Origin of the sequence: Thiocapsa marina 5811, assembly GCF_000223985.1 — a bacterium.
GTDB classification, from domain to species: Bacteria; Pseudomonadota; Gammaproteobacteria; order Chromatiales; family Chromatiaceae; genus Thiocapsa; species Thiocapsa marina.
This window is the reverse complement of the sequence record NZ_AFWV01000005.1, coordinates 175,983-193,104: the sequence shown is the minus strand read 5'-3', so window position 1 is coordinate 193,104 and position 17,122 is coordinate 175,983. Positions and strand designations below refer to the sequence as shown.

17 protein-coding genes and 1 pseudogene are annotated in these 17,122 nt (G+C 65.3%); 6 read left to right on the top strand and 12 right to left on the bottom strand.

Features of this window, described 5'->3' with window-relative positions; all coding sequences use genetic code 11:
• Position 1 precedes the first annotated feature (1 nt).
• Genes THIMADRAFT_RS08605 through THIMADRAFT_RS08575 form a run of 7 tightly spaced genes read right to left on the bottom strand, consistent with a single transcriptional unit; the run spans position 2 to position 4,158 of the window.
• Positions 2-1,552: a complex I subunit 5 family protein gene (locus THIMADRAFT_RS08605; protein WP_007192622.1), complete on the bottom strand. Its 1,551-nt coding sequence runs from the start codon at positions 1,550-1,552 to the stop codon at positions 2-4.
• Positions 1,549-2,073, bottom strand: coding sequence for a sodium:proton antiporter (locus THIMADRAFT_RS08600; protein ID WP_007192621.1), 525 nt, complete (start codon positions 2,071-2,073; stop codon positions 1,549-1,551). Before THIMADRAFT_RS08600 ends, THIMADRAFT_RS08605 begins: the two co-directional genes overlap by 4 nt.
• Complete coding sequence (mbhE, locus tag THIMADRAFT_RS08595) at positions 2,070-2,759, bottom strand: hydrogen gas-evolving membrane-bound hydrogenase subunit E (protein ID WP_007192620.1); 690 nt, start codon at positions 2,757-2,759, stop codon at positions 2,070-2,072. The genes THIMADRAFT_RS08600 and mbhE overlap by 4 nt, the downstream gene beginning before the upstream one ends.
• A complete protein-coding gene (locus THIMADRAFT_RS08590; RefSeq protein ID WP_007192619.1) occupies positions 2,752-3,024 on the bottom strand; it encodes a Na(+)/H(+) antiporter subunit B in 273 nt (90 codons plus the stop codon). The genes mbhE and THIMADRAFT_RS08590 overlap by 8 nt, the downstream gene beginning before the upstream one ends.
• Positions 3,021-3,374: a monovalent cation/H(+) antiporter subunit G gene (gene mnhG, locus THIMADRAFT_RS08585; protein WP_007192618.1), complete on the bottom strand. Its 354-nt coding sequence runs from the start codon at positions 3,372-3,374 to the stop codon at positions 3,021-3,023. Before mnhG ends, THIMADRAFT_RS08590 begins: the two co-directional genes overlap by 4 nt.
• Positions 3,371-3,637, bottom strand: coding sequence for a monovalent cation/H+ antiporter complex subunit F (locus THIMADRAFT_RS08580; protein ID WP_007192617.1), 267 nt, complete (start codon positions 3,635-3,637; stop codon positions 3,371-3,373). Before THIMADRAFT_RS08580 ends, mnhG begins: the two co-directional genes overlap by 4 nt.
• Positions 3,634-4,158, bottom strand: a complete 525-nt coding sequence (locus tag THIMADRAFT_RS08575) for a Na+/H+ antiporter subunit E (RefSeq protein ID WP_007192616.1) — start codon at positions 4,156-4,158, stop codon at positions 3,634-3,636. The genes THIMADRAFT_RS08580 and THIMADRAFT_RS08575 overlap by 4 nt, the downstream gene beginning before the upstream one ends.
• A gap of 319 nt (positions 4,159-4,477) precedes the next feature.
• Between THIMADRAFT_RS08575 and THIMADRAFT_RS08570 the strand changes: the two genes are divergently transcribed.
• From THIMADRAFT_RS08570 to THIMADRAFT_RS08550, 5 genes are all read left to right on the top strand, one after another.
• Positions 4,478-6,367: an LTA synthase family protein gene (locus THIMADRAFT_RS08570; protein ID WP_007192615.1), complete on the top strand. Its 1,890-nt coding sequence runs from the start codon at positions 4,478-4,480 to the stop codon at positions 6,365-6,367.
• A 98-nt stretch (positions 6,368-6,465) separates the two neighbouring features.
• On the top strand, positions 6,466-6,780 hold the full coding sequence (locus tag THIMADRAFT_RS08565) for a hypothetical protein (protein WP_007192614.1): 315 nt from the start codon (positions 6,466-6,468) through the stop codon (positions 6,778-6,780).
• A 424-nt stretch (positions 6,781-7,204) separates the two neighbouring features.
• The gene (locus THIMADRAFT_RS08560) at positions 7,205-8,866 is read left to right on the top strand and encodes a hypothetical protein (RefSeq protein WP_139052760.1); all 1,662 of its coding nucleotides are present in this window, start codon (positions 7,205-7,207) and stop codon (positions 8,864-8,866) included.
• A 172-nt stretch (positions 8,867-9,038) separates the two neighbouring features.
• Entirely contained in the window at positions 9,039-9,287 is a 249-nt protein-coding gene (locus THIMADRAFT_RS26570; protein WP_139052759.1) for a hypothetical protein, read from the top strand.
• A 14-nt stretch (positions 9,288-9,301) separates the two neighbouring features.
• A complete protein-coding gene (locus THIMADRAFT_RS08550; protein ID WP_007192611.1) occupies positions 9,302-11,767 on the top strand; it encodes a heavy metal translocating P-type ATPase in 2,466 nt (821 codons plus the stop codon).
• Here the strand turns inward: THIMADRAFT_RS08550 and THIMADRAFT_RS24620 are convergent.
• Complete coding sequence (locus tag THIMADRAFT_RS24620; RefSeq protein WP_007192610.1) at positions 11,728-12,009, bottom strand: hypothetical protein; 282 nt, start codon at positions 12,007-12,009, stop codon at positions 11,728-11,730. The two genes, THIMADRAFT_RS08550 and THIMADRAFT_RS24620, sit on opposite strands and share 40 nt — an antisense overlap.
• Positions 12,010-12,655: 646 nt before the next feature.
• Here THIMADRAFT_RS24620 and THIMADRAFT_RS08540 point away from each other — a divergent pair.
• A complete protein-coding gene (locus THIMADRAFT_RS08540) occupies positions 12,656-12,886 on the top strand; it encodes a hypothetical protein (protein WP_007192609.1) in 231 nt (76 codons plus the stop codon).
• Between the two features lie 86 nt (positions 12,887-12,972).
• Here THIMADRAFT_RS08540 and THIMADRAFT_RS08535 read toward each other — a convergent pair whose 3' ends face one another.
• From THIMADRAFT_RS08535 to THIMADRAFT_RS08525, 4 genes and pseudogenes are all read right to left on the bottom strand, one after another.
• Complete coding sequence (locus tag THIMADRAFT_RS08535) at positions 12,973-13,941, bottom strand: SphA family protein (protein ID WP_007192608.1); 969 nt, start codon at positions 13,939-13,941, stop codon at positions 12,973-12,975.
• A 204-nt stretch (positions 13,942-14,145) separates the two neighbouring features.
• Positions 14,146-15,786, bottom strand: a complete 1,641-nt coding sequence (locus THIMADRAFT_RS08530; protein WP_324603134.1) for a sulfatase-like hydrolase/transferase — start codon at positions 15,784-15,786, stop codon at positions 14,146-14,148.
• A gap of 133 nt (positions 15,787-15,919) precedes the next feature.
• Positions 15,920-16,387: pseudogene (locus THIMADRAFT_RS28375) on the bottom strand (sulfatase-like hydrolase/transferase); the annotation flags it as partial.
• Between the two features lie 266 nt (positions 16,388-16,653).
• Entirely contained in the window at positions 16,654-17,037 is a 384-nt protein-coding gene (locus THIMADRAFT_RS08525) for a hypothetical protein (RefSeq protein WP_199484226.1), read from the bottom strand.
• Positions 17,038-17,122: the final 85 nt, after the last annotated feature.

The following is a 17,122-nucleotide window of genomic DNA, read 5'->3' as shown; positions in this document are numbered from 1 at the left end:
GTCAATCCTTACCGGCGACGTGAGACGGAAAAACGGTCTCGATATAGCCCGCACGGTCGCCGAGTTGCGCAGCGCCCGCACCGAGGACATCGGCGACCGGCCGAAGACCCAGGGTCGCTGCGACCAGAACGGCGCCGAGCAGCGCGGAGACGCCGAGGTCTCGGCGTGCATGCCGGGCGACCGGATCCGGATTGTCTTGATAGAGCCGGATCGCGACCCGGAAGAGATAGCTCGCTTCCACTGCCGTCACCAGCAGGATCGACATCAGCGCCGTGATGTCGAGCGGCGTTCCCCGCTCGGCCAGACCGACGATGACCGTCAGCTTGGCCCAGAATCCAGGCAGCGGCGGGACCCCCACCAGCGACAGGGCAAACAAGACAAACAGGGCCGCCCCGAGCGGCGAGGTGCGCGCGGCACCGGCAAGGGCCTCCAAAGAGCCGTTCCAACGCACCGCCAGCCCGAACAAGGCGGATTTGACGATCAGGTGGTGCAGCGCGACGGCAAGCCCGGCCAAGAGACCGATCTCGCCGCCGATCGAGAAGGCAACAAAGACGATGCCGAGCTGGCCGATCGACGAGAAGGCCAGCATCCGCGGGAAGTCCTTGGCGCGCCAAGCGGCAAACTCGCCGGTCAGTACCCCGAGCACACCCAGCACGAGCAGCATCTGAGCGGCCTCGGGCTGAGGAAAGATCAGCACCAGCAGACGGACGATCACCAGGACCGCGAGCTTCGACACCAGACCGGCCAGCAAGGCGGAGACGCGCGCCGGCGCGCCGGCGTAAACCTCAGGCACCCAGGTGTTGACCGGAAAGAGCTCCGCCTTGACGCCGAAGCCGATCAGCATGAGCGCGAAGGCCGCCGAACCGATCGGGTTGTTCAGGGTCTCGGGCGCCAGCTGCGCGAGCTGGCCGAGGTTCAAGGTGCCCGTCTGCATGTAGAGGATCGCGATGCCTGCGAGTGCAAGCACAGACCCGAAGGCACTGATCATCAAGTAACGGAAGGTCGCGACCTGCGCACGGCCGGTGCCGGACAGCGCTACCAAACCGAAGGAGGCCACGGCGGCCAGCTCGTAGAAGACATAGAGATTGAAGAGATCGCCGGACAGGGCAAGTCCGGTCGTCGCCGCCACCAGCAGGAGCACCAGTGCATCGCGACGCGCGGCCTGATCGCGGTCTGCCTGATCGGAGCCGGGGCGCGAATCGGCACCCGCGCCTCCTCCCGATTCCGATCCGGGCCAAAACAGGAGCGCAAAGACCGGCACGGCGAGTGCGAAGAGCAATGCGATCCCGTCGGCATAAAAGAGGATTCCGAGCGGCGGGGCAAAGCCGCCGATCGCCAGCGTAAAAGGCGCGTCCCCGAGCTGGATCCAGAGCTGCGCAGTGATCCAAGCGCAGAGGATCAGGACCAACGGGCCCAGTCCACGCGCCAGGGCGGTGGACACTCGCGCCAGCGGCTGCATCAGAAAGGCGGCCAAGAGCGGCAGGACCACCGGCAGGACCAGTTGGCCGGCCTGCGCGACGAAGAGATTCGGGACTGCGAGATCCGAGATCATGGGCGCCGCTCGTCGGATTGGGGCGGGAAAGGGACCGGACCGCGGCGTCCGAACCCTCCGGATCCAACCGAGGCATGCGCCGGAACCGGCGGCAAGGGACGCTCGCCCGCGGGCGCATCCTGACTCGCATCGGCCTCGACGCCCGCCGCGGTCGCGACATCGGCGTCCATGCGGTCGCGCAGCTCGCGCACGTTCAGCGTCCCGTAGACCCGATACACCTTGAGCAGAAGCGCGACCGCCAACGCCTGCACGCCGACCCCGATGACGATCGCGGTCAGCACCAAGACCTGCGGAACGGGATCGACCATCGGCGCCGTCGGGTCGCCGAAACCAAGGATGGGCGCGCTCGCGCCGACCCGGTAGCCCGACAGCACGATCAGCAGATTCGCGCCGGACTCGGCAAGGACCAGGGCCAAGAGCATCCGAAAGAGGTGATTCGAGATGGCCATGCCCAACGCGCCGATCACGATCAGCCCGAGCGCGCCGATCAAGACCACGCCCTCCAAGGTCAGGGACATCATGTGTCGGGGGCCTCCGCGTCTGCGATGTGCGCCATGATCCCGGCCAGCTCCGCACCGACCTTCAACCCGATGGCCAGAGACAGCAGCGGCAGTGTCCCGGCGGACAACAGCTCGCCCATCCGACCCGGACCGAGCAAGGGCGCAAGAAAGTCACCGCTCGCTACGAGTGCCCAGATCCCGATCAGGATGAAGGCGGCCCCGGCCAGACCCTCGATCCAAAGGATCAGGCCATGACTGAGGTGACGCGCGGGTTGCGCGAGGAGAGCGACGAAGAAGGCCGCAGCCAGGATGACACCGCCCTGAAAGCCACCGCCCGGCGTGAGATGCCCGTGGGCAATCACATAGAATCCGACAACCACCAACAGGGGAAACAGCAGGTCGGCCCCGGTCCGCAGGACTTCCCCGCCCGGCGGATCGCGACGCGCGTCGTCGCGGCGGCGTCCGAGCACGACGCCTGCCGCCGTGGCCGCGGCAAAGAGGATCGCCAACTCGCCGAGCGTGTCGAAGCCGCGGTAACCCAACAGGATCGCGGTCACCAGGTTGGCGGCACCGACCTCGCCGGGCGCAACCGCCAGGATCTCCGAACCGACCCGCATCGGCGGCGTCCCGAAGGCGAGCTGAGACAGAAGCGTCAGGAGCAAAAAGGCTAAACCGCCGGCGAAGAGAAGCGATGCCAGGTTACGCATCCCCGTCCCCTCGGCCATTGTCCTCGATTCGCCAGAGACCCAGCCGGCGCAGCGCAAGCGCGAGGATGACACCGCTCAGACCCGCCCCGACCGCCGCTTCGGTCATGGCGACATCCGGGGCCCGCATCAGGACGAAGAGCACCGTCAAACCCAGCCCGACGACCGCCGTCGCCGCCACGGCCGCGACGAAGCTTCGCAGGAGCAAGACGGCAAGCGCCGAGGCCAACATCAGCACAACCACCACCAAGGCGACCCAGGTTGTCATCGGCGGCCCTCCGCGGGCTTGGCGGCCTGCGGCGACATCGGGGCCTGCCCGGACGCCTCGGGCGTGGGCGCCCGCCACGGCTTGATCCCGGATAGATGGATTGCACGCGCGATCGTCGAGGAGGACACGGGACTCGTAAAGAGAATAAACCCGAGAATGCAGAGCAGCTTGGCCCACCACTGCGGGAACAGCAGCGCGGCACCGATCAGGAAGGCGAGAGCCCCCAGGGTCACCGCCTTGGTGCCGGCCTGGATCCGCGTGTAGACATCCGGCATCCGCACCAAGCCCAAGGCGCCGAGACAGGCGAAGGCGGCCCCGATCAACAGAAAGACATCGGCGAGCAGCCTCACGAGCGCCCTCCCTCGATCGCCCGGGCGAGCGCGACCACACCGACGAAGGCCAAGACGCCGAAGACGAGGGCCACGTCCAGATAGAGAGGATTTGCGAACAGGAGCGCCAATCCGACGATCGCGATGGTCGTGATCACCGTCAAGGTATCCGCCGCGACCACGCGATCCGGTGCCGACGGCCCCGTGACGAGGCGAAGCAGCGCAATCAGGAGCGCGGCCGCGAGTAGAACGGCCGCGAGGATTTCAAGGGCATTGGGCGTCATTCGAGGAACCCGCGGATATGGCGCTCGAAGGCATCCGAGATGGCGGCGGTCGCCCGGTCCAGATCGGTCCCGGGCGGGCAATCCACCCAGTGGACCAAGATCCGGTCCCCGCGGATATCGACGGCGAGCGTGCCGGGCGTCAGCGTGATGCTGTTTGCCAACAACATCCGCCCGAGCGAAGAGCGCAGCCTGGTCCGCACCTCGACCAAAGCCGGGCGCAGCGGCAACGACGGCGACAAGACTCGGCGCGCCATGTCCAAATTGGCCGCGACCAGCGCGGTGAAGAAGGTCAGGAGATAGCGCAGAAGGTGCCAAGGCGCGAGAGGCGAAAGCCGAACCCCGCTCAAGACGGCCAGGCGCGGTCCGGCGATAGCGGTCACGAGGATCCCGACGGCCAGTGCCGCGATCAGCTCTGCCGTCGCCAGGCTGCCTGCCAGCAAAAGCCAAAGCAGGGCGAGCACCAGGACCGAGAAGAGATAGTGACCGATCGATGGACGAGGATCGGCGGAGATGTCATCCATTCGCAAGCCTCGAGATGACTGGGCTGATGGTGAGGAAGCGCCTCGCCGGGGATCGCGATCGGCCCCGAGCAGACGGATCGAAAAACATCGCGCATCGGAGTCTACGCCGAATCGCTCGGTCGCGCCTACCCCCACCGACACCGATAGACCCCGATAGCCTCCTGAAAGACCACAAAAAAAATTTCCGAAAGGCCACGAGCTGGTCAGGGATAAGGGCGCGTATTACACTTTGATGACTAATCCATGACATTTTCATTTTCGTCCTCGATGCTCCGTCGACCGGTCGGGGAAAGGGGTCTTTGGGATGAGCCGAGCACCGATGAATCAACGCCGTCTTCCGAACCCTCTTCTGCGCGGTCTTCGCCTTGTCCTCGGCTGGATCATCGCGATGATTTTCGTCTCGGCCTGGTATCTGGCTGCCCAGGCGGTGATGGATCTCCTCTTCGAGGTCAGTCCCGGCCCCGAGGCCTTTCAGGCCGACCTGATCGCGCACCTCATGATCGGTACGCTGCTCTACGGCATGTCGAGCAGCCTCGTGCGCTTTGCACTCGCGACGGCCGCCCTGTTCAGCGCTCTGACGCTCGGCAACGCCCTCAAGATGTCGATCCTGGGCGGCCCCTTGATGCCGGACGACTTTGTCGCCGCCAAGAATATGTTTCTGCTGCTCGACGGATGGCAGCTCGCGGGCGCTGCGCTGATGGTGACCGTGCCGGCGATCCTGCTCTGGTGGATGATTGCCTGGCGTCGCGCCCGTGCCTGGGTCAGTCTCGGGATCGTCGTCCTGGCGGTCGGCCTGCTCGGCGCCTTCCCCGAGCCGGCGAGCCGGGCCCTGGACAAGCAGTTCGGTCACTCGGTTTGGAATCAGCGCGGCAACTTCGAGGCTCGCGGTCTCCCCTTACAACTCCTTCAGGAAGGCGTGCGCAGTCGGGCGCGCCGCGAAGCCGCACCGTCTGCCGGCGAGGTCGCCGAGGCGCTCGCGCGACTCGGGGCATCCACCCCGAGCGACGTCCTCAAGGTCGCGACACCCGTCGGCCCGACGCGCAATCTTCACATGATCGTGCTCGAGTCCTTTTGGGATCCGATGCTGCTCGGCGCATCCGAGCTCTCGGCGGATCCGCTCGATCCGGCTTTCCGCGCGCTCTGGGCGGCCTCCGGCAACGCCCATGCGCTCGCGCCGGTCTTCGGCGGCTACACCGCCAATACCGAGTTCGAGGTCCTCTGCGGCTTCCCGGTCGAACGCGACAACGTCTTCTTCGAGGGCGGACTGCGCAACGAAGCCCCCTGTCTGCCGCGCCATTTGGCGAGCGCCGGCTACCGGTCGTTCGCGTCGCACCCCAACGCGGCGTCTTTCTGGAATCGGGTCAACGCGTATCGTCGCATCGGATTCGACACCTATTGGTCAGACGGCGATTTCGAGCTCGACGACATGAACGAGGGCTTTCTGGGCGACGCCTCGCTTTACCGCCAGGTGCTCGACAAGCTCGGACCGCAGCTGCAGGGATCCACGCCCGCCTTCAATTATGTCCTGACCTATTTCGGACATCTTCCCTACCCGTTGAACGCCCGGCGCCCGGCGGTCATCGAAGCGGCCGAGGGCCACGCGACCGTCGAGGCATACGCCAATACCCTGTACTACAAATCACGCGAGCTAATGGCGTTTCTGCGTGAGCTCAGACAGCTCGACCCCGACGGGCTCATCGTCCTTTTCGGCGACCATCTGCCCGCGCTCGGCAATCACTTCGGCGGCTTCAGGGAATCCGGCCTCTTGGCCTCGAATCGCGCCGAGTTCACCGACGCGATGTTTCGCACCGTCGTCTCCACGCCCTTGATCCTGATCGACGGACAACGCGGCGTTGTCAAGACCGGCGACCTGCCCTTCTATCAACTCCCCGGGCTGCTCCTGCGACTCTTGGGCGATGCGCGCCCCTCGATGATGGCCCTCACTGCACCCGAGCCCGGGTCACCGGCAATCCGACCGCTACCCGGCATGCACGTCATCGCCGACCGTGACACGGCGACCGTCTGTCGGAATCCGGAGAATCAACCCGCGGCCTGCGAGGCCTCCACCGCTTGGCTGGCTGCCATCCGCATCCTTGCGCGCGACATCTTCGGCGGCGACCAACACTCTCTGCGCCGCCTGGAGCCAACACCCGGATTCCGGGCAGCCGCCACGGGATCCCGGCTCGAGGAACCGGCGCGCAAACTCTGATCTTTCCGGGCCAGGATGACGAATCCAATCCCTTCGATCACGACACCTTAAGAACGCCGGGGCGCAGACGGCTGATCGGCTAGATCGGACGCGCCTCGGTGCTCATCCTCCGCGATGTGGATTGGTGCCCTTGCTTTCGGCCGCCGCGGGCCGGCAGTAGCGAGACGGATGTCTCCAGCAAGCTGTTCGTCCTGTTCGAGCGACCGATCCGCGAGGACGATCGTCGCCGGCAGGAGCTCGGCGTAATCGTCGTCGAAACCGGATTTCTGTCTGTTCAGCATCTCTCGGAAGCGACCATCCCCCCACCCGCGTCCGATCGTTTGAATACCCCCGGAATTGGCCCGTCTTTGACGAAACTTGCTTTCGACCGTGTCGTCATCGATTCGTGTTATACCTTACAAACTTATTCTTAATTCATAATTTTCTTGCCCTATTGCCACCCACACCTATACCATGGATGTTCGCGGCCGCCGCTTTACCATGGTCATCTCGCTCCAAACATCCGCTGCTAGAGGTTAACTGATGCGACGCTTTGCTTACGCGATCCTATGCTGCTCCATCGGTTCGATTGCAGCGGGGTCTCTGCATGCCGCGACACCGGACAAGGCTTTGCAGGATCTCAACCAATTCTGGCTGCAACAGTATCCGGACGCCCCGACGCCCGATCACGTAGCGCGAGCTGAAACCGCGGCCTTTCCGCCTCGCGAGCGAGAGCCCGTCGCAAACGCCCCGGTGGATGACTGCTTCTACGGAATCGGCGACGCGCGCAACGGAACCGCGGCGCCACCCTGCGAGCCAGGCGGCGTCCCGAAGGTGAACGGCGGTTACGTTTGGGGTATGGCCCAATCGGACGACTCGCTCTGGTGGGGGACGTTGGCAAACGCCATCTGCACCGTTTTCAAGGATACAATCGGTATTCAGCTCACGACCGAGAACAACGCCTACGTGTGCGAAGGCGCGGCCGGCCAAGCCGGCGTGCCGGGCATGAGCGACTGGCGCTTGCCCGAAATCTACAGATACGACCTGATTAAACGGACCACTGTCCAACCGACCTTGTCCGGCTCCGGGCTTGCCGATCTTCAGAAAACGATGGGGCTGCGCGCGGTCGGCGCATTAAACGATGTCGTGTTGTTGGCCGGCCCCGCCCACAGCGAAGACGCCGTGTACGTGTTTGCCTTTCGAGCAAGCACGGGCTCTTTCCTGGGCAGCCGGAAATTTTCCGACTATTACAACGTTCGCGGGATAACACGCATCGGAGATCAGTTATACATGACGGTTGCGAACAATTCCGGCAACGGCAGTATTCTGCGCTGGAGCGGTTCGATGGGCAGCCCTTTGACGTTCGCCCTCGTCGGCACCGTGCCGAGCCAGCAGGCCGCCTTTGCCGCTGCGCATAACGGCTATCTGTACGTGAGTACCTGGCCCGATGTGCGCAACGGCGGTGGGGTCGTGCCCGGTATCTACCGCAGTCCCTCGAAACTCGGCGCGGACGGCAGCTTACCTACCAGCAGCGCCAGCTTCATTCGCGAATTCGGATTCGACGAGTACGAGCCCGATGCCGTCACGGCACGCAGCTATGCGGGCGGCGCAATGGCATCATTCGGGGGATACTTGTACTTCGGCACGATGCATTTTCCGGTCGGCGGCATCTTCGCGGCACTCCGCACCCATGAGCTCTGCCGGGTGACGACCTGCAATCCCGACTATAACCTCGACGCAGATCGCAGCGGCTCTCTGGATGCGACCGAGATCCTAGGGGCATTTCTAGGAACCTACCGCGCAACAAGCGTGTTCCGAATGCGCGGCAGCAGTGTCGAGCTCGTGTACGGGATGCCGATCCTACCCAGTTATGACCCGGTGTCGCGCACCTACGTCAACTTTGTTCCAAACAACATGGATAATCCGGAGCCTCAGCTCGGCTACTCCGGTTTCAACGATTTTTTCAATCTCTACAGTTGGACCATGGCCGTACACGATGGGAGGTTATTCGTCGGGACCTTTGACTGGACCTTTCTCCTGGGCACGGAGTTGTTTGCCTCCGACGCCTTTCGAGACGAGATCAATGCGATCATCGACAGCGGCATTATGGACACCATCGACCCCGAGGACTTGGCTGCCATCCGCTTTCCGCTCATCTTCCCGGGGGCCGATATCTATCGGTTCGACGACACGACCGGCTATGCGCTACCCGAGGCGATCGGCGGTATCGGAAATGTTGCCAACTACGGGATCCGGGCCATGGTGTCGGGCGACGAGCTCTGGATCGGTACCGCAAACCCCATGAACCTCTTGGCGGAACAAGCGGCCCCGGTTGCCGAGGACGACGGCACGGCATCGACGGCGCAAGCGCTGCGCCCGACGCTAGGGGGTTGGGAAGTCATTCTCCTCCGTGGGCGCCACGGGGTGGCGGTTCCAACACTGGGTGTGTGGACGGCGGGTTTGCTTGCCCTGGTCATGTTGCTTATGGGCATTCGACGCTTTGGACATCGGCAGGGCTAGACTACGCAACCCCATGGCTCGCTCTAGGCGATGATAATCTCGCCCAGAGCCAGATCATCCTCGCCCGCGCCACCCAAGATCCGGCAATTGGACGCCCCCGGCGCGTACCGCGAGGGATCGATCCAAGCCGACAGGTGTCGCCGCCACAGGTTCCGGAGAATCGTCGCTCGGAATGGCCGATGGCGATCGCGAACCTCTTTCTGTTGTCGAAGGCAGAGGGACATTCGAAACACCCGTGACATCGACGATGCACTTCACTGCCATTTCGGAGACGTTGGTCCGGGTCAGTCTGCTTGAGCTGACTGCCGAAGCCGCGTTCGCGCAGTTCGGCAAGGCCCGACGGCGCAAGAGCTGCGGCTCCCCTACGCGGATGATCGACGGCGACCTCGTCACCGACCCGTTCGCCCCGACGGGCGCCTAGAGCTAGGTCGACCCATGACACAAGAGGTCCGGATCGGTGTCGGGGGAATGAGCTGCGCATCCTGCGTGGCGCGTGTGGAGCGCGCAATCGCCCGTGCTCCGGGCGTGGCATCCGCGACGGTCAACCTGGCGGCCGGCACCGCAGTCGTGCGCTACGATCAGGCGACCGTACCGGCCTTGCTCGATGCGGTTCGCAGCGCGGGTTACGAGCCGGTGCTCGAGTCGGTCACCTTCGGCGTCGGCGGCATGACCTGCGCGTCCTGTGTGGCGCGCGTGGAACGGGCCATTCAGGCCGTGCCGGGCGTCATCGAAGCGACGGTCAATCTCGGGACCGAATCGGCGACCGTCAGCTATCTCCCCGCGACGGTGAGCCCGGAGCGCATCGCCCAATCAATCCGCGCGGCCGGCTATGAGCCGGCCACGCCCGAGCAACGCACCGAAACGGACGAGACGCGCAAGGCGCAGGAGCTGCGCCGACTCAAAAGCGATCTGCGCGTCGCCGCGTCCCTGACCCTGCCGCTGTTGCTGATCAGCATGGGGCCGATGGTCGTGCCTGGACTCGATGCGCTCATGGCCAAGCTGGCACCGAAGGGCCTGTGGGCCTGGCTCGAGCTGGTGCTGGCCACCCCGGTGCTCTTCTGGTCCGGGCGGCGCTTCCTCGCACGCGGCCTCACCGAGCTTCGGCACCTGAGCCCCGGCATGGACAGTCTGGTGATGCTCGGCAGCGGCGCGGCCTATCTCTACTCGTTGCTGGCGCTGACCCTTCCGGGGGTGTTTCCCGCCGGGACGGTCCATCTCTATTTCGAGGCCGCCGCGGTCATCGTGACCCTGATCCTGCTCGGGCGTTATCTCGAAGCGGTCGCCAAGGGACGAACCTCGCAGGCCATTCGACGTCTGGTGACCCTCCAGCCGAAGACCGCCCGCATCATCGGCCCGGACGGCGAGATCGAGATCCCCGCCGACGCGGTCGTTCCGGGCGACGTCATCCAGGTGCGCCCGGGGGAGCGCATCCCGGTCGACGGCACCCTGACCGAGGGCGGCAGTCGGGTCGACGAATCCATGATCAGCGGCGAGCCGGTGCCGGTGCGCAAGGATCCCGGAGACGCGGTCATCGGCGGCACGCTCAATCAGACGGGATCCTTCCGCTACCGCGCCACCCGCGTGGGTGCGGAGACGGTGCTGGCGCAGATCATCCGGCTGGTCGAGGACGCCCAATCCGGCAAGCCGCCGATCCAGCGAGTCGCCGACCGGATCGCCGCCGTGTTCGTACCCCTGGTCATGCTCGTCGCGCTCGTGACCTTCGCGGTCTGGCTCTGGCTGGGTCCGCAGCCGGCCTTGAGCTATGCCTTCGTCGCCGCGGTCAGCGTGCTGCTGATCGCTTGCCCCTGCGCGATGGGGCTCGCGACGCCGACGGCCATCATGGTCGCGACCGGACGCGGCGCGGCCTTGGGGATCCTCGTGCGCAACGGTGCCGCGCTCGAGACGCTGGCCCGCGTAGACACCCTCGTCCTGGACAAGACCGGGACCTTGACCGAGGGCCGTCCGGCACTCGTCGCGCTCCACGCCTACGGTATGGAGAAGGACACGGCGCTGGCTCTGACGGCGGCGGTCGAGCATCACAGCGAGCATCCGATCGCCGCTGCCGTCGTTGCGGACGCCAAGGCACGGGGATTGACCCTGCCGGAGGTCGCGCAGATCGAAGCCGAGCCCGGGTTCGGCATTCAGGGCCAGGTCGGCGAGCAAAGGATCGCCGTCGGTGCGCGGCGTTGGATGGAGCGGCTGGCGGTGTCTTTGGACGCCGCGAGCGAGGTCGCCGAGCGCCTCGGCGCGGAAGGCCAGACCCCGATCTATGTCGCGGCGGATGGACGCCTGATCGCGGTTCTTGCGGTCGCGGATCCCATCAAGGCCGGCAGCCGAGAGGCAATCGCGCAACTGCGTGCGCTCGGGCTCGAGGTCGGGATGCTGACCGGCGACGGGCGCCGGACCGCCGAGGCAATCGCTCGCCAAGTCGGCATCACGCGCGTCCTCGCCGAGGTGCTTCCGGCGGACAAGGCCGCCGAGGTCAAGCGTCTGCAAGCCGAGGGGCGTCGCGTCGCCTTCGTCGGGGACGGCATCAACGACGCCCCGGCCCTTGCGCAGGCGGATGTCGGCATCGCGATCGGCACGGGTACGGATATCGCGGTCGAAGCCGGCGAGGTCATCCTGATGCAGGGCGACCTGCGCGGCACGGCCGCCGCGATCGCGCTGGCACGCAAGACACTGCGCACTATCCGCATCAATTTTTTCTGGGCCTACGCCTACAACGTCGCGCTCATCCCGCTCGCGGCCGGCGTCTTCTTCCCGCTCACCGGGTGGCTCCTCAACCCCATGCTCGCCGCCGCCGCCATGAGCGTGTCGAGCCTCTTCGTCGTCACCAACAGCCTGCGGCTGCGGCGCTTCGGTCAAGCCACGCAGGGCTCCCGCCAGCTCGCCGCCAAGTAGTCGTACACGACATCGATCTGCTCCGGCGTCAGTGCGCCGAAGTGCCGACTCAGGCGATAGCCGAGGTTGAGCCAGGTCAAACGCTCGAGCTTCTCGGGCTCGTACACCTTTCCCTCCAGCGCGGCAGCCCAGCCCACCCGGAACTTGCTGCTGCGGTGCGCATCCGGCGCCTTGCGCTCGTCACGATCGTAGACGAGCGCAGCGAAGGCCTCGTCGATGGCCTGTTGCGTTGGAATCGGCATGATGGGTCTCTCTGTCCTGTTGTGGCCTGAATCCGGGGGTCGAACGGCCCCTGGAGTGCTTCATGCGGCCGTCCGAGCGTTCAGGGGGCGCATTATAGGTCCACAATGCCGGTAGGGTGCGTTGAGAGATCGCAAGCCTGGGGCAGGCAACCGAGACGGATGCTCCTGAAGCCCAGGTCCCCGGGACCGACAACGCAGGGTGTTGTCGCTCACGCCATGTCACAGGGAGCGCCCGCTCTCATCCGCACTGACCATGCCGAACGATGGCACCGTCGCCAATCCACCAAGCGGTTTCGCGATTCTCGTTCGCCTCGAGGCTTCCCGTGGACCCACAATGCGCACCCACAATCATCCGCGAGCCATCGCAAGTCAGGTCAAGCCGAGCGACTGTTCGACGCTTGGGCGGAAAGTCGAGGCTGCTGTACCGGCGGCAAATAACGACCCGTTGGAGACACCGGTGCCGCGCCAGCCGGGGTCCGCAGTCGACCGGGCAGCGGACACTCGCCGTGGCCTAGAGCGACAGATACTCCCCCGGGAGTCTTGCTCGGCCGATGGTGTTGCCCCTTCGCCTTAGCCCAAAGGCATCAGTCTAGACCTCGTCTCCTGGCAAAAGCTGGTCCATTACCCGTGCGTGGTGGGCCTGCCTTTGAGCAGCTCGCCGCTGCTGCTGAACGAATCCTGGACCATCACCGCCGACATCGAGCTGCCGGAAGGCGGCGGCAACGGCATGATCGTCACCGAGGGTGGCCTCGAAGTCGGCCCCGGCCTCTACCTGCGCGATGGCCGTCCGACCTTCGTCGACAACTTACTCAGCCTGGAACGGCCGACTTTGCCGGGAAGGATTCTCTGCCCAGAGGAAAGTCGCAGATCGCCGTGAAGGTACCCCGGGCCGCTCGCCTGCATGACGATGACGCAGCGAAATGTTGACCCCTTGATCGCGAAGGTGTCAGGCGCGCGCGCCGGCTAAAACTGATAGACGAGCTTGAGCCAGACGTAGTCCCCCTCGAGCCGGTTCTTGGTATCCAACTCCCGGAGCCATCGCACCTCGGTGACGACATTCTGTTGACCCAAAGGGAGCACATAGCCAAGCACCGGCCCAAGTCCGGCCGTGCGGCCCTTGAAGTCGCCGAGGATCGGACGCTGTCCGCTGTCCGCGGTCACCTGTTCCACCCAGAAGCCTTCGAGGCCCAGGGTGAGAAAGCCTTTCCCCGCGGGGATGAGCTGCTGGACGCTGCCCTCCAGATGCATCAGCGTGCCGCTTCGGTAATCGGTGTCCGGGTTCTCCGTGTTGAACATGACTCCGCCGTGCAGGGCCGCGTTGAAGCCGGTCTTGGGGTTGCCGTAGGCGACGCCGGCGATGGGGTTGATGCTCCAGTAGTTGAGCCCGGGATTGGCGAGGCGGCCGACTTCGTATTTCCCGGTCGGGGCATAGACCGAGAGCGCCAGATCGTATTGCCAGGAGTCCTCTTTCCAGCCGAGCATGACCGGAATCAGTGTCACATCGCCGAGCCCCTCCTCGGTGTCCCGCACCCGCGGGTTCCCGATGACGGTCTCGATCTTCGCTTCCGCCGTGATCCAGATGTAGGGAAGCATGGCGCCGACGCTGTAGTGCGCCCCCAGAACCTTTTGATCGAGGGTATAGAAGCCGCCGATCAACAGGGCGTCGAGGTTCGCCTTAAGGCCGAGGGCATCGAGGCCGGCGACCGGAAGGGTTTTCTTGGTTCCCGCCTCACCGTCGTAGTGGAGGTACACCGGCTCGACCACCCAGCCAGGCTGGGTGGGCGCCAAGTCGATCAGCGTCGCCACCGCGCCGGGCAGGTAGTGACTGGTGCCGCCTTCGGTGGCTGCCGCGCTCAAGTGGACGAGCGCGCAGACGACGAGGGCGAGGCCGCCTGCCGTGTGGCCCAAGAACGTGCTTCTCTGATGCTTCATGGTACCGGGAGCCTTCGTTTGGTGAGCGGATCGACGCTCAATGCAGTCGCTTCTCAAACCCTCAGGGGGAGCACTGAGCAGTCGCGCGTTCCCCCCCGAGCAGGGAAGCCGATTTCAGTCGCCCGAAGCGAGCAGGACATGATGCGATCCGCAGGCTGCCCTGCAGATCGCATGCTGAGTTTCGCCGGGGAGGGATGGCGCGGGCTATCGCACTTGTATGTCGACCTCTTCGATCTGGCCGGTGAAGGGGAACGGGGGCTGGTAGTCGAAAGTGACAGGCTGGCCCGTGTCCTCGCCGATACCAAAGGTGTCGATCCCGAAGCGGCCCGGCACCGTGGCCTCCATCCGGCCTTCCGCGACCTGCTTGCCATCGACCTTGAGCCGCAGCATCGCGCCCTTGCCGACGCCGCCGCCCGCGTAGTCGAAATCCAACGCGACAGTGGTCGCGCCGACGGGCAGCGGTGCCTGGCCCTTGAGCACGGTGTGCTTCTCGAAGTAGTTGTAATCGAAGATCGGGACCCCGTCCTTGAGATAGAGCGACAGGCCGGCGGCGACCCCGCCGAAGGCCATGATGACCCCGTCGGTGTTGGCCCCGTCCGTCTTCACCTTGGCGGTCAGCGTCCAGGAGCGGTTCTTCATCGGTGGCGCGGCGGGCTCGGCGATCCGCGTCGCGCCGGTGAAATAGGTGAAGCGGGTGGCCCGGGGATCGGCGCCGGGCGCGAGGGGCTTGGGGATGGCGATACGCGCCGCCCCGCGGTCGTCGAGCGGATAGACGTCATAGCGCTGCGCCGCCGCGTCGAATTTCGTCTTCATCTCCGCGAGCTTGTCCGGCATCTGGCCGGCGAGGTCGTTGGCCTCGGAGAAGTCGGCCTTCAGGTCATAGAGCTCCCAGCGGTCCTTGTCCCAATTGCCGGGGGCCAGGTCCTGGCGCCAGGGCAGGGTGTGCTGGGCATTCGCCTTCCAGCCGTCGGCGTAGATGGACCGATTGCTGAGGACCTCGAAATACTGCTCGGGGCGGCCCTGAAAGCCGGGGTCGGCGAAGCTCGCGAGGAAGGACTTGCCGGCCAGCGGCAGTTGCTCAATACCGTTGACCGTCTTTGGCATCGGAATCTGCGCGGCATCCAGAATCGTGGGGACGACATCGACCAGATGGAGGAAGGCGTCCCGCGGCTTGTCGTCGTGTTTGATCCGCGCCGGCCAGGAGACGACCATCGGGTTGCGGGTGCCACCCAGATGGGAGGCGACCTGCTTGACCCACTGGAAGGGGGTGTTGCCCGCCCAGGCCCAGCCGACGGGATAGTGCGGCTCGGACTCTGGGCCTCCGAGGGTGTCGATGTGGGCAAGGATCTCTTCGATGGTGGTCGAGAGGCCGTTGAGTCCCTTGATCTCGTTGAGCGTGCCGTCCGGACCGCCTTCGGCGGAGGCGCCGTTGTCGCCGACGATATAGATGACGAGGGTGTTGTCGGCGTCGGGCAGCGCCTTCACGGCATCGAGCAGGCGCCCGATCTCGTGGTCGGTGAAGGCAAAGAAGCCGGCGAAGTTTTCCATGAAGGCGGTATACAGCCGCTTTTGCTCGGCGCTGAGGCTGTCCCACGCCGGTACCCAATCCGGACGCGGCGTCAGCTGGGTGCCGGGCGGGATGATGCCCATCTCGATCTGCCGCTTGTACACCAGCTCCCGGTACTGCTCCCAGCCCATATCGAACTCGCCCTTGAAGCGGTCGCGCCACTCGGCGGTGACATGATGGGGGGCATGCATGGCGCCGGGGGCGAAATACATGAAGAATGGCTTGTCCGGAGCGACCGACTTGGAGAGCTTCATCCGGGCGATGGCCCGATCGGTCATGTCGGTCATGAAGTGGTAGCCCTGCTCGGGGGTCTTGTCGGGCTCCACCGGCACCGTGTTCTCGAAGATTGACCGGGTAATACTGGTGGGTCTCACCGGCGTTGAAGCCGAAGAAGTAGTCGAAGCCCATACCGGTGGGCCAGCGGTCGAAAGGACCGGCAACGGTGGTTTCCCAATCCGGGGTGTTGTGGTTCTTGCCGTACCACCAAGTGGTGTAGCCGTTGTCCTTGAGGACCGCGCCGATGGTCGCGGTGGTGCGCGGCATCATCGTGGAGTAATTGGGAAACCCGGTGGCCCACTCCATGAGAAAGCCATTGCCGGTGTCGTGATGATTGCGCCCGGTGAGCAGCGCGGCGCGCGACGGGCCGCAGATGGCGGTGGTGTGGAAGCGGTTATAGCGCAGTCCCTCAGACGCGAGCTGGTCGAGGTTCGGCGTCGGAATCAGGCCGCCGAAGGTCGAAGTCTGGCCGAAGCCCACGTCGTCGAGCAGGATGACGATCACGTTCGGCGCGCCCACGGGGGCGGCCGGCGGATGCTGCCAGGCGGACTCGGAGTCCTGGTAAGTCTTGCCGATCTTGCCTTCAAACGGCGACAGGGGCATCGGCAGGACGCTGCGGTCCTCCGCGGTGGTGTCGCCCTCGGCGGGCGGCTGTGCGAGTGCGAACGCAGACGCCAGCAACAGCGTGCCTGCGCCAAGCGCCTTGATCGCATTGACGGGTTCGAACCTCGGGACAGCAATCGCGCGGGCTCCGATCGGCCATCTCATGGGGAAGCTCCTCTATGGTTGGCAAAGGGGGTGGCAAAGTGGGGTCGGAAAAGCGTCCGGACCTCGGGCGCCGCTCGGCATAAACGGTCGCCTAGGCATCCCTATGTCGGAAACAACAGCACGACATTGAATCGAAGGGCCCAGCCCTCGGGTCCCGTGTCCGTGCTCGCTGCGTAATAGCGCGGGCCGGCCTGTAACTGGACCAATTGTCCGCCGATCTTGGTCAACTTGGCGACCTGGGCGGCGATCGGCACGTTCCATTGATCTCCCTGCCAATCGTAGGTGGACTCGGTCTGGAGGGAGAAGGTCCAGGCGTTGGGTGTGGTGTAGGTTACAAAGGGCTGGAGAAAAGTGGCGTTGATATCCGCGCGATCGCTCGGCCCGGCGAATGGACAGCTCCTTGGCGAGGGCCGCCGCATCGTCGGCGTGGGCAGCGGGAAGCGCCAGCACGAGACCGGTGGCCAAGGCGATGTCGAAGACGGCAATGCGCTCGGCCGGGGGCACGAAGCTCGGGCTGCTCGCGGTCGTCACGCCGTCGACGAATGCGGTGATCACGGTCTGGGTCGATCC